The 12,890-nt window shown below is 43.6% G+C and carries 11 protein-coding genes and 1 pseudogene; 4 read left to right on the forward strand and 8 right to left on the reverse strand.

All coding sequences use genetic code 11. From position 1 onward, the window contains the following. Nucleotides 1-1,807: leucine--tRNA ligase (gene leuS, locus F6K38_RS26430; RefSeq protein WP_287358005.1), on the reverse strand; the 1,807-nt coding region annotated here is incomplete at its 3' end. A 527-nt stretch (nt 1,808-2,334) separates the two neighbouring features. Between leuS and F6K38_RS26435 the strand changes: the two genes are divergently transcribed. The 3 genes from F6K38_RS26435 to F6K38_RS26445 all read left to right on the forward strand — a co-directional run bounded on the left by F6K38_RS26435 (nt 2,335) and on the right by F6K38_RS26445 (nt 5,532). Further along, nucleotides 2,335-3,177 (forward strand): methyltransferase domain-containing protein, encoded by an 843-nt coding sequence (locus F6K38_RS26435; RefSeq protein ID WP_008188109.1) that lies wholly within the window; start codon nt 2,335-2,337, stop codon nt 3,175-3,177. Between the two features lie 63 nt (nt 3,178-3,240). Beyond that, nucleotides 3,241-4,443, forward strand: a complete 1,203-nt coding sequence (locus F6K38_RS26440; protein ID WP_008188110.1) for a M24 family metallopeptidase — start codon at nt 3,241-3,243, stop codon at nt 4,441-4,443. A gap of 42 nt (nt 4,444-4,485) precedes the next feature. Then, entirely contained in the window at nt 4,486-5,532 is a 1,047-nt protein-coding gene (locus F6K38_RS26445; RefSeq protein WP_008188111.1) for a cysteine synthase family protein, read from the forward strand. Between the two features lie 453 nt (nt 5,533-5,985). Here F6K38_RS26445 and F6K38_RS26450 read toward each other — a convergent pair whose 3' ends face one another. The 3 genes from F6K38_RS26450 to F6K38_RS26460 all read right to left on the reverse strand — a co-directional run bounded on the left by F6K38_RS26450 (nt 5,986) and on the right by F6K38_RS26460 (nt 8,412). Further along, nucleotides 5,986-6,228, reverse strand: coding sequence for a ribbon-helix-helix domain-containing protein (locus tag F6K38_RS26450; protein WP_008188112.1), 243 nt, complete (start codon nt 6,226-6,228; stop codon nt 5,986-5,988). Between the two features lie 167 nt (nt 6,229-6,395). Continuing rightward, nucleotides 6,396-7,220 carry a class I SAM-dependent methyltransferase gene (locus F6K38_RS26455; protein ID WP_287358010.1) on the reverse strand — a complete coding sequence of 275 codons (825 nt, stop codon included), beginning with the start codon at nt 7,218-7,220 and terminating at the stop codon, nt 6,396-6,398. A gap of 220 nt (nt 7,221-7,440) precedes the next feature. After that, on the reverse strand, nt 7,441-8,412 hold the full coding sequence (locus tag F6K38_RS26460; RefSeq protein ID WP_287358013.1) for a protochlorophyllide reductase: 972 nt from the start codon (nt 8,410-8,412) through the stop codon (nt 7,441-7,443). A gap of 191 nt (nt 8,413-8,603) precedes the next feature. On the opposite strand from F6K38_RS26460, the gene F6K38_RS26465 reads away from it, so the two are divergent. Further along, nucleotides 8,604-9,983, forward strand: coding sequence for an RNA-guided endonuclease InsQ/TnpB family protein (locus F6K38_RS26465; protein ID WP_287358016.1), 1,380 nt, complete (start codon nt 8,604-8,606; stop codon nt 9,981-9,983). A gap of 237 nt (nt 9,984-10,220) precedes the next feature. Here the strand turns inward: F6K38_RS26465 and cobA are convergent, their stop codons facing one another. The 4 genes and pseudogenes from cobA to F6K38_RS26485 form a co-directional block, all read right to left on the reverse strand. Further along, nucleotides 10,221-11,027, reverse strand: coding sequence for a uroporphyrinogen-III C-methyltransferase (cobA, locus tag F6K38_RS26470; protein ID WP_287358018.1), 807 nt, complete (start codon nt 11,025-11,027; stop codon nt 10,221-10,223). Nucleotides 11,028-11,029: 2 nt separating this feature from the next. After that, nucleotides 11,030-11,887, reverse strand: a complete 858-nt coding sequence (locus tag F6K38_RS26475; protein WP_287358021.1) for a sirohydrochlorin chelatase — start codon at nt 11,885-11,887, stop codon at nt 11,030-11,032. A 407-nt stretch (nt 11,888-12,294) separates the two neighbouring features. After that, entirely contained in the window at nt 12,295-12,504 is a 210-nt protein-coding gene (locus tag F6K38_RS26480; RefSeq protein WP_287358024.1) for a hypothetical protein, read from the reverse strand. A 57-nt stretch (nt 12,505-12,561) separates the two neighbouring features. After that, nucleotides 12,562-12,890: pseudogene (locus tag F6K38_RS26485) on the reverse strand (hypothetical protein); the annotation flags it as partial.

Consider the following 12,890-nt stretch of genomic DNA (forward strand, 5'->3'; position numbering starts at 1 on the left):
CAGCGAAATATTTACCGGTTTTGGTATTTTTGTAAGCCGTATTCTGCACCATCCCCTGAGTTAGAAGACGTTGGAACGGTTCATCAATGGTCAGTAAACCGCGATCGCGTAATACCTTAGTAAAGAATCGCGAGTAGAGCAAGTGCAAAATAGCATGTTCGATGCCCCCTACATACTGATCCACTCCCATCCAATCATTGGTTTTGTTGGAATCAAACACAGCAGAGTCATTCTTGGCATCGGGATAACGTAAGAAATACCAGGAGGAATCGATAAAGGTATCCATGGTATCGGTTTCCCGTTTCGCTGGTGTACCGCAATTGGGACAAGGTACATTCACCCAACTGTCTAATTGAGCCAAGGGAGAAAGACCACGTCCACTAAAGTCTACATCTTCTGGTAATTCTACTGGCAGGTCTTGGTCTGGCACTGGCACTGCGCCGCAGTTAGGACAATGAATCACAGGGATAGGGGCACCCCAGTAACGCTGGCGAGAGATTAACCAATCTCGGAGGCGATACTGCACTCGGGCTTTGCCCCAGCCCTGTTGTTCAGCATACTCAATAATTCCGGTCTTGGCCTTGAGGGAATCCATACCATTGAATTGGTCAGAATTCACGACAATGCCCGGTTCCGTGTAAGCCGCTTCTAGAGGAGTGTCATTAACTGTTTCGACATCATCTGAGGTTGGGACAATCACCACTTTGATGGGTAATTGCTTTTCTCTGGCAAACTTAAAGTCTCTGGTATCATGAGCTGGTACTCCCATCACTGCACCAGTACCATACTCATACAGCACATAGTCAGCAATCAAGATCGGGATTTCGTCCCCAGTGAAGGGATTAATTGCTTTACCACCAGTGGGAATCCCTCGCTTGGGCTTATCTTCTGCTGTCCGTTCCAGTTCACTTTGGTTACTGACTTCCTCGATGAAGGCTTCAACTGCAGCCTTTTGGTCAGGGGTAGTGACTTTTGCGGTCAAGGGATGTTCCGGTGCTAGCACCACATAGGTAACCCCATAAACGGTATCGGGACGAGTGGTGAATACACCAATTTTGTTATCTAAGCCCTCATCTGAGCTGTCATCTAAGCCCACAATGGGAAATTCTAGATAAGCACCAACAGATTTACCAATCCAGTTGGCCTGCATCAGCTTCACCCGTTCTGGCCAACCGGTTAAGGTATCCAAGTCCTTGAGCAATTCTTCGGCATAGTCGGTAATTTTAAGGAACCACTGACGCAACAGTTTCCGTTCCACCTTGGCTCCAGAACGCCAGGAACGTCCTTCACTATCCACTTGCTCATTGGCTAGCACGGTCTGATCTACCGGGTCCCAGTTCACTGCTGCTTCTTTTTGGTAGGCCAGTCCAGCGTTGAAGAACTGTAAGAAAATCCACTGAGTCCATTTGTAATAGTCTGGGGAGCAAGTGGTTACTTCACAATCCCAGTCATAGGAGAGTCCCAGGCGCTTTAATTGCGATCGCATTTGGGAAATATTTTGGTATGTCCACTTAGCCGGATGAATCCCGCGAGCGATCGCAGCATTTTCTGCCGGTAATCCAAAGGCATCCCAACCCATGGGATGAAGTACGCGATAGCCTTGCATCCGGCTTTTCCTGGCAATCACATCAGTAATTGTATAGTTACGGACATGACCCATGTGCAGGTTACCCGATGGATAGGGGAACATGGATAGAGCATAGAATTTAGGCTTGTCAGTTTCTGTGGGGGTTTGGTACAAGCCTTGCTCTTCCCAAATTTGTTGCCATTTTTCCTCTATCTCGGTGGGGTTGTATTGTGACTGCACAAGTGATACTCCTTGGGTGTGATTACGCGCTTTAGCTTACGTCAGTGTCTTGATGCAGTCGCTCATGGGGGAAACCACGCCAGTTGCTCATGGGGGGAACCCCCAAGACCGCACTGGCTCCCCAAGACCGCTTAGGTGCGCTTTCCGTAGGCGAATTAAATTCGCCACGGGTCGCACCTCTGCATCGCTTCTTACTTTAGTTCAATTTTGGCACATTCGTTAGCCAATGCCTGATCTAGTATACTTCTTGCCGATGTAGGGAACAGGAAAGTCAGAAGAGGGAATAGGCAACTTTAGAATTGGTAAAAAATACTGTCTATGCCATAAGTAGTAAAAACGAAATATAGCAATCCTAAATCATTTGTAAAATCAGCAAAATCTGGACTCGTTGCTGGGCAAGGGTTATAGCGAACGATTTGGCCAATATATTTCACGAATCATTTAGGACTGCTATATACAGTACAGACATTTTTACAATTTGAACACCTGTGTCCTAAAATGATAATTGCTGCCAAGGATTAAATGGTATGGATAGTTGCTACTCAGAAGCAGTACAAATTGCCGAGACTTACTATAATAACATTGAGACTGATCGGATATATAAGATGATTTGGGGTGGAGAGCATATCCATTTTGGGATTTACCTCGAACCTGATGATTCTATATTAGAGGCTTCCCAGCGAATCGTAAACATGATGGCAACAATGTTGCAACAGATCGGAGAAAATTCTCAGGTGATCGATTTGGGAGCAGGATATGGGGGCACAGCCCGTTATCTGGCCAAAAAATATGGTTGTTTTGTTTCTTGCCTCAATTTAAGTGAACTTCAAAATCAACGGAATTTGGAAATGAACCAAGCTCAAAATTTGAATCACCGAATTGAGGTAAAGCAAGGTAACTTTGAAAATATTCCCCATGACGATCGCTCCTTTGACATCGTTTGGTCTCAGGATTCAATGGTACACAGTGGTAACCGCCGTCAGGTTCTTTCGGAAATTCGCCGTATCTTGAAACCTGGGGGAGAACTCATTTTTACAGATACTTTACGCAATCATGATTGTTCGCCAGAGAAGTTACAGCCCGCGTTTAATCGATTGCAAATCAAAGACGCTGGATCCTTTCACTTTTATAAAAAAACTTTACAAGAACTAGGTTTTGAAGAAATACAAGTTATCGATCTTTCTAGGCATGTTAGCACTCACTACATTCGATTCAGGGATGAGATTTTGAAACGTTATGAAGAGATAATTGAACAAATCTCAAAAGAAGCAATAGACAAAACACTCAAAAGTATTGAACCCTGGATTAATTTCTATCAAGAGGGTGATATGCAATGGGGGGGGTTTCATTATTGTCTTTCCAATAATTAATGCCTACTTATTGAAAAAGATTAAAATTTAAGGATAATGAAATGATTAAATAGTTATTGATATATGATTTACAACCTTGAACGTTTAAAGCAACAGCTAGATAACCATTATTTGGATATAATCATAGCGGCTACCCGCGAAAATATTCTTTATCTAACGGGTTTTAATCCGGTCATTAAAACACTGAATCCCTACTATGGGCAATGCTATGTAGTGATCACTCGTGACAACCCGGACCAGGTAAATGTTGTTCATTCTATCGGAGAAATTGACCAACTCCTTGATGCAATTCCCCCCCTGGGTAAAGTTTATTGTTATGGCCGCTTTTACCGAGAGTACCTGTCGGAAACAGCTTTAACCGATGAGGAAAAGCTGTTACAGCAGTGGTCGATTGTTGAAGATGCTTACAAGTCTCCTGTCCAGGCTCTTGAGGCTTTACTGACTGCGCTAAATGCAAAGAGTAGTCGAATAGGATATGATCAAAATGGGTTTTCAGACATTGCTTTGGCAGAGCTGAAGTCTATGTTTTCTAAAGCTCAGTTTGTTGAATCTTCTGAGATTTTACGCTTTGTCCGTCGTGTTAAAACGTCTTATGAAGTTGAGCAGTTAACTCGTTCAGCCCAGATCAATGAGCGTGCGATCGCAGAAGTTTTGGATAACCTTTATGAGAATATACCAGAAACCGAAATCTCTCGCTTATTTGAAGTTTCATTGGTTAAACAAGGGGCCTATCCATCCTTAACAATGGTAAAAATTGGTCGCCATGCAGTCGGTGGGCAACGTCGTCAACGAGAAGACATTCGGTTAGCCCCTGGAGATTTGTTATGGTTCGATTCCGATGCATGGTATCAAGGATTTTGGTCAGATATTGCCAGAGTTTACGCTTACCGTGAAGTATCCCCAGCCGCTAGTGAACGTTATCATGCCTTGGCTTTAGGAATGAAGACCGCCATCTCAGAAATATCACCCGGTATGACAGGAGGTGATGTGTTTAATTTGACAATGGCTGCTATTCATGAAGCCGGTTTTCGAGAATATCGCAGACATCATGTCGGTCATGGTATTGGATTAGAACCCTACGAACGTCCTATTCTGGCACCAAGTGAAACAGAACGTATTGAGGCTGGTATGGTCATTTCTGTAGAAACTCCATTCTACGAATTTGGGTTTGGTGCGCTTCATATTGAAGACCCAATTTTGATTGGAAACGAGGATAATCATCTGCTCACTAACTATAGTATTCAGAACTTAATTGCTCTAGGTTAATCCTAATTGTGATTAGGATAAGTGCCTGTTTTTAGATGACCTATGGTTAGTAAACTAACCCAAAATCACGAGGTTCAACAGATGGACAAGATGCATACACAGGTATTTAATAATATTTTTGAAACAATCGGTCACACACCGATCGTTTCGTTACAGCATCGACTTTTGCCAGAGGGAAAAACACTTTATCTAAAGTTAGAGCAATTCAACCCTACTTTAAGTATCAAGGATAGAACTGCGTTAGGACTCATTCAAGCTGCCTTGGAAACGGGAAAACTCAAACCGAAGGGAACTGTTGTTGAGTCAACTTCGGGTAATTTAGGCAAAGCCCTGGCAATGTTGGGTGCAGCGATGGATTTTAAGGTGATCATTGTAGTTGATCCCAAAGTAAGCACTAAAAATCTTAATTTGTACCGAGCTTATGGAGCACAAGTTGAGATGGTGACAACTCCAGATGAACATGGAGGATACCAACAGGCTCGTATTGCACGGGTTAAGGAAATCATAAAACACCATCCCAATGCTTACTGGCCTAATCAATATGATAATCCTGATAATCCCGCATTTCATTGCAATCACACAGCTCTTGAAATCAGTCATTTGGATTTTGACTTATTAGTAGGAGCGGTTAGCACAGGTGGACATCTAAGTGGTATCGCTCGATGGTTTAAAAACAATCACCCATCAGTGCAAGTATTAGCTTGTGATGTTGAAGGTTCTGCTATATTTGGCACCCCTTTTAAACCGTATTTAGTGAATGGTATCGGTTTAGGATGGTGCGCTCAAAACACTGATTTTTCAGTATTCGATTATCGATGTCAAATCAGCGATCAGGAAGCCATTTCTATGTGTCACCTGCTTGCACAAGAAACTGGCATATTACTCGGCGGTTCTGGAGGAGTGCTGGTGAGTGCTGCTCTAACCTATCTGTACCGACTTCACATCAGATCAGCTCTGGCTGTAATACCAGATACTGGTGTTAACTATTTAGATCAGATTTATGATAAAGACTGGTTAAGTGACAAAAATGTGAAATTGCTCACGTTTCCTGAGATTATGGATAAGATTCGTGAGCGCGATTTAGCATGAATAAATAATTCACGTTCTAATGTATTTTGCTCTCCTAGAGTGGCTAGGATAAATTAGTATAAAATAATCGTCATAACCTTTACTAATCAAGGGGTTAATTAATTTAAAAAAGCGAAGTTTTAATAAAAAAAATGTATTTTTATTTTATTTAATTACTTGCTATTTAAGGGGTAATCGCTAATTTAAACTACTAATTTAGTATAATCAGTCTAGGAGAGCCAATTTATTTTTGATCGTCAGAAGTAATTAATTCTCGTTCAAACTACTTTTTCGGAGTTCGGTAAGCTCCTCTTTTAAGGTGACGGCATGTTTACTCAGTAGCGTCGGAATATCCCTCCCCATACGAATAAAAGCAGCGATTCTGTTGTTAATTCATTGCCCCATCTGGCCCGTGACCATGGTTTAGCTTCCCGTAAGTGCCGCCGCGCTGTGGGGGTGAGAACATAGTTTTTCCTAGCCACAATCGAGATTATCTTCCTCTAAAATATCGATGATGGATTCCGGGACAAATTCTTGATTCCTAATTTCCCGTAACCCTTGGATGATGTCGGAAACAATCAAATAGTCCTCCATATCCCGACGAATCAAATCGCGGATGTATTCACTAGGGGTTCCATAGACATCATCATCGCTTGCCCGCATATCAACATAGCGGCGCAGTTTATCGGTTAGCTCGATATTCAGACTGCTGCTCATTGGGATCGTTTGTAAGCGAAGAAACCTTTTATCACTCTAGCACCAATGGCATTAAACAAGAATATTTGCCATATTAACCCAAGAGAAACAACATTACAGCGTAGCTGATAGCTGATAGCTGATAGCTGATAGCTGATAGCTGATAGCTGATAGCTGATAGCTGACGACTATATTTTTTTAGCAATCTGAATAACAGAGAGATAGGAAGTTTCGAGACTATTGCCCAATTCTAGGTCTAGTATTTCTTTAATCCCTTGAAACAAAGACTCTCGCTGCTCAGGGTTTAAAGCTATATAAGGTGACAAAGTACTCAAAAGCGCTATATAATTATCAATACTATAGGTAACGTCACACACCAACTGTTCCGATACTAAGTCTTGGAATTTCCCGGAATTAATAACAGTTTCTGCAATTTTGCTGAGGTTCCGTTGATGAGTTTCTATCTCTTCACAGGGTTTCAGAGAGGGAGCGTGAGTTTGATAGACCTGATTCAACAGTTGGCAAACCTCATGGTTGGGTTGAGGAGGCGTATTCCATAGCAAAATCAGAAATCCATTGTCTTTTAGAGCATCAGCTGCTTTTTGATACCGGATTTCTTGTGAAACCCAATGAAAAGAAGTCGCTGCTAACACAGCATGGAATTTCCCAGTTTCTAGCTCCCACTCTTCAAAGGTACTATTGATAAGTTCTACAGCTGGATATTGGCTACAGTTATGTCGCGCTAGCTGGCAAGATTCCTGGCTCGGTTCAATAGCAACTATAGAGAAGCCCAAGTCAGCAAATGCTGTCGTAGCAGTGCCCGGACCGCATCCCACTTCAAGAATGATCCCATCGGCAGGAAGTTGGGCTAACTCCACGGCACGGTTAATCAGTTGCTGAGGATAGCGTGGTCTGGCCTGGTCGTAAGCCTCTGCCACAGAAGAATACCAAATTTTTTTCTCTTCCAAGTCTTTAGAGTAGATAGCTTGGAGTAGTTGTTTAATGTCTTTCATTGTAAGCATTCAGCTGTCAGCTGTCAGCCGTGAGCTAAAGCTCACGCTACGCGAACAGCTTAACATAAACCTCAAAAGGTAGAATTTAATAGTTTGAGATTAATCAGAATTGAAAGTCTAGGGAAAAGCCCAAGGCCATTCCCGTAGCGTGGCCAAAGGCCAAGGCTGACAGCTGAATGCTGACAGCTGAATGCTGACAGCTGAATGCTTACATTTAACATCACCGTAGTCCAACTAACTTTTCGCTCAATTCCCACAAGCGCTTAGCTTTAGTATCATCCATGGCTTCATTAGAAACTTCTTGAACAAAGGACTTACGACCTTCTTTTTGTCGATTACCCCAGCTCCAGTAAACACCGGATTTATTATAGTTAGGATCAGCAACTACTGTTGCTAGTCTATCCCCTGCTAATTCCTGGGACACATAGCCTCCAGTAATGTTTTTCTGGAACAATGGGAATAGTTTCTGGAACAGGGAATAGTGGTTGCGGAATAGAGCGGTTTCAGCAACACATCCTGGATAAAGGGAGCTGAAAACTATTCCGGTAGAGTCATGATAGCGGTGGTGCAGCTCTCGCATGGTCAGCATGTTACAGAGTTTGCTGTCCTTGTAAGCTTTGCCAGATTTAAAGGCTTTGCCATTAATCATTGAGATGGGGGGTTTGAATCCTTCTTCAAAACCCTTGAGGTCTCCCAGGTCTGGAGGTGCTGGAATCGGAATCTTTCCTCCCAATTCTTTGGGATTAGCAGTAACAGTTCCCACAATCACTAGCCTTGGCTGGGAAGAGGATGAATTCTTCAAATCCTCTAGCATCAGATTACACAGCAGGAAATGACCGAGGTGATTGGTAGCAACACTCAATTCATATCCGTCGGGATTTCGTAACGGTTCCTTTGATAACGGCAGATAGATGGCAGCATTGCACACCAACGCATCGAGGGTTCTGCCGGTTGCTCTGAAAGCATTCACAAACTGCCGGACACTGGCAAAGCTAGCTAAGTCTATATATAGCGCTGTATAGCTATCTTTTGGTATTCCCACCTCTTGGGCAGCTTTTTCAGCTTTATCAAGATTCCGACAAGCCATCACTACATGCCATCCCCAGGTTTTGGCAAGAGCTCTGGCGGCTTCCAAACCAACTCCCGAGGAGGCCCCTGTAATGATCACCGTTGATTTATGATCGTTTTCCATTTTCTTTAAAATTGATCGATTGATCGTAACTTTATTAGGTTCTCATCTTAAGTTACGATCAAAGATACCAAAATATCCGGGAGCGTGATAGCCCCTTCTTTCGCACGTAGGGGTGGAAACGCGACGCGACGGGTTTTAACCCGCCGTATCCATTCAAATAAGTTATAATAGAAGCAAGGAGGTGATAGTAAATGTACAAAACAATTCCAGTAAGAGCAACATTTTTAGAGGAAGAAAAGGCTTTTTGGTTGTTTCAATGCGAACAAGCTAACAGCCTATGGAATTGTGCTGTATATTACTCCAAGCAAAAGCATTATAGTTGGCTAGAGCAGCAACCCGAGGCTTTCACTACTTATTGGCGCGGTGATGAGTTAAGATACGGCTGGAAGACCTATAAGTGCGCACTTAAGTACCCAGAGTTATGTAAGGAGCTGAAAAGCAATCCTCACTACAAGGCAATGGCGGCTCAATCAGCTCAGCAAAGTCTCAAAACTGTAGCCGAATCAATTGCTAGTTACAACCAGTTGGTCGGTCTCTATTATAAAGGTCAAGTTGATAAACCTAAATTACTCAGGTACCGCAAGAAAGGTGGGCTAGCACCTGTCACTTTTCCTCGTCAGCCGCTTAAGTATAAAAATGGCTTGTTTTACCCTCCGATTAGCAAAGAGTCTAAAGCAGAGTTACTTACTGAAATTGCCTTAGAGCCACCAGACTTTATAGATCCAGATTGGGTTAAAGAAGTGACTGTCCGTCCGTACCTAGGACAACTCTGGATCGATTGGGTGATCGATGATGGGAAGCAGCCGATAGAAAAGAATCCAAACCTAGACTATTCCCAGGCATGGAGTTTTGATCACGGCGGTGATAACTGGCTGACTGGTGTTTCGACCCATGGGAAAAGTCTGATTATTGATGGTCGAAAGCTCAAGTCTTTGAACCAGGGTTATGCTAGGCTAGTTGCTAAGTACAAAGCCGGGAAGCCCGAGTTTTATTGGGATGCGAACTTAGATCGAGTTCAACGGAAGCGCAACAACCAAATTCGGGATGCCATTAACAAGGCTGCTCGATTTATTGTTAATCGGTGTCTAAATGATCGGATTGGCAACTTAATAATTGGGTGGAATGAAGGTCAGAAAAATTCATTAAATATGGGTAAGCGGGGCAATCAAAACTTCGTAGTTATCCCCACAAAAAGGTTAATTGAAAGACTCAAACAGCTTGCCTTTGAATATGGAATAAAGTTAACAATCACCGAGGAAGCGTACACCAGTAAAGCGTCTTACCTTGACGACGACAGCCTCCCAAAACATGGCGAGAAACCCAAAGGATGGACACCGTCGGGAAAACGAGTGAGACGAGGACTTTACAAAACCTCTAAGGGCTGGCTAGTAAATGCTGACTGCAACGGTGCTGCAAACATAGCCCGAAAAGTAGCCACACAGCTAGGTCTTAACCTAGCCAAGGTGGGTAGGGAATTTTTGACAGTTCCACACCGATATGACATTTTCAAGTCCCTGAAAAAATCATATCGCAAAAGGAGTGGAGAGGCTCGGTTTCAACCAGCCTTGTAACAACCTTTTAGAATCCCCTGTGTTTCAACCAGGGGAGATGTCAATATCTTCGGTTAGAGTTTGTTCCCGTAGCGTGGCCGAAAGGCCAAGGTTACAGGTAGCCAGTTACAGCTTACAGGTAGCCAGTTACAGCTTACAGGTTACAGGTTCTAAGCTTGAACCGGTTAACTTTAAACCGGTTAACTTTAAACCTTCAACCTTCAACCTCCAACCAGTTAACGTTCAACCGCTTAACCTTCAACCGCCTTCAACCTTCAACGGTGAAAAACCTTCAAGCTGTTGCAACTTGACCACATTACCAATGACTGCGATCGCAGGAGCAGAAAACTGTGTTTCCTCAACCTGAGCCACAATGGTCTCTAAGGTTCCAACCAACTGTTCGGAGTCAGGTCGTGTGCCCCAGCGAATCAGCACTACTGGTGTCTGGGAATTTAATCCTGCTTCACACAATTCGGTGACAATCCGAGGCAGATTATGAACTCCCATATAAATCACAATGGTTTCTGAGCCATTTGCGATCGCATTCCAATTCACCTGAGGTCGATATTTGCCCACTGACTCATGACCTGTTACAAAGGTGACGGAAGAACTATAATCCCGATGGGTCAATGGAATTCCCAGATACGCTGGTGCTGCAATTCCTGAAGTTATCCCTGGTACCACCTCCACTGGCACCCCTGCCGCGATCAAATCCCCCATTTCCTCACCACCACGACCAAACACAAAGGGGTCTCCCCCTTTCAGCCGTACCACCACGGCATGAGAGTGGGCCTTTTCAATCAACAGCTGAGTTGTCTGTTGCTGCAACATGGAATGACGACCCCTGCGCTTTCCGGCATTAATCTGTTCCGCCTGGGGATTAATCATCTTCAACACTTGCGGACTGACTAGGGCATCATAAACTACCACATCTGCAAATTCTAATAACCCCTTTCCCTTCAAGGTCATTAATCCGGGATCTCCAGGACCTGCCCCAACCAAATACACCTTACCCAAACATTGATTGCTCACTACCTTCGCGTCCTTGATGTCTTCGTGGTTCATTTCTACCTAATCCCATCCATAATCAAATCAACCAATGCCTCACTCACCCCAATTGGTTTTCCGAGATTCAACTGCACTTGAGGGAACTTCTGCTGTATCTCCAGTAACATTTGTGCGATCGCATCGGTAATTCTTCCCTCAAAAAGAAAATATGCCAAAATGGCAATCCTTTTTGCTCCAGAGTTTGCTATTATAGAGACCTGCTCCCAAAGGGACGGCTGTACTGACCAGTCGGCCGCCACAGCCCCCAACTGGTTAGCTACAGCCCCCGTTTCTTCTTGAACCCCAGGGCGGCTCGTTCCATGGGACAACAAAATCTTGGCATCGCCATCTAGCTTTGCCCATTGATTTCTCAACAGCCTCACCAAAGCTGGATTAGCTCCCAAGTGAGGCAGTAGATGAATCACCATTTCACTACCTAATTTCTGTTGCGCTAGAGATACTTGCCAAGGAATATCCTCCATGACATGTACTCCCCGCAATAGAAATAGGGGCAATAGTTTCAATTCCTGACAGCCAGCACCTTTAGCCAGCTGAGCAAATCGGACAATTTGCTCATGTAGGGGTAAATCAGCTAGTTCTAAAGTTGCTGTACCTACCAAAGGTGCGCTTGACCTTGGCGAATTAAATTCGCCACGGGTCGCACCTAAAGGTTGACTGGAAAGACCGTTAGCTGTTAACAGATCACCGTCACCACTGCTGCCCTGTGGTGAGATTGTCGGTAAGATTGTCTCTGTAGCCTTAGCTTGCTCAAAGGCTAGTCGAATTCGCAGCAACTGAGCCAATTGTGCCATAGCCCGCTGGGGACGCAGGTCATGACTGCCGTGGGAGATTAACAGATAAGCAGATGAGGGTGACAAGAGTATAGTGAACTACCTTGATCGAATGTGTTAAATAATACTATCTTCCCTAGAGAGAGAATTTTGTATAAACTATTTCTAAAGAATGTTGCATTGCGCTAATTTCCTTGCTACTGCACCAGCATGAAGCCACCAGTCAAATCCCCCAACCCAGCGCCGTGATGGCAAATGTCCTACTTGGGCTTGGAGTTGGAAGTCGAAGTCTTGATCTCGAAGATGGGAGTTGTGAACGGGCCAGCTGATGGGATTGGCCGTAAGCCACCCTACGCGAACGCAAAACCGTATAGTAACGAAAGTTGCTAGTTATAGCGCTACGGGCTGGGAATAGGGAAGATTCCTGTTATGAGTTCCCTGTTCTGAGTTGCATGTTCAAAACTTATGGGATAATTGGTCGCTCTTTATCTTACTTATTGCTGAGTTTCAAGTTCTAGTTCACATTGACTGAATACATAATTAATTGCTGAATAAAGTCTCTCTAAATCAGAAATTGTATAATTGTTAATTTCTCTAGTGTAGAGATTACCTTTGAGTTTACCAAACTGCCAAACTTGACCATTAGAAACAATTCCAAATATAGTTTGCTCAGATTGGTCATTAAGCTTTTGAATTGCCACCATTTCTGCTAAACATTGACCCCACCCCTTAATAAAATCATCCTTTCTTGATGCAGTCGCTCATGGGGGGAACCCCCAAGACCGCGCTGCATCGCTTTTAGCTTCTACAGCTACAAAATAGGGATTTTCAAAGATTTGTTTGCCAAGGGGAGACCGCTTTGCTAAAATATAATCGGGTATTCCAGTAAGCTGTTGATCATAGGTTATTGGTTTATGACTCCACAGCGTAAATTTATCTCGATACTGTCTGTATACTTCTTTTAAGAGCGGAAAAATAATCGTTTCACAAATAGCATACTCTGACTCTTCAACGGTAAATTCTCGAAGACAAAACTCTAAATCTTCTTTAAACGCTTCTCTGATTACAGTGTCAGTTTCCAGGATATAAT

Origin of the sequence: Moorena sp. SIO3B2 (assembly GCF_010692525.1) — a bacterium.
Lineage (GTDB): Bacteria > Cyanobacteriota > Cyanobacteriia > Cyanobacteriales > Coleofasciculaceae > Moorena > Moorena producens.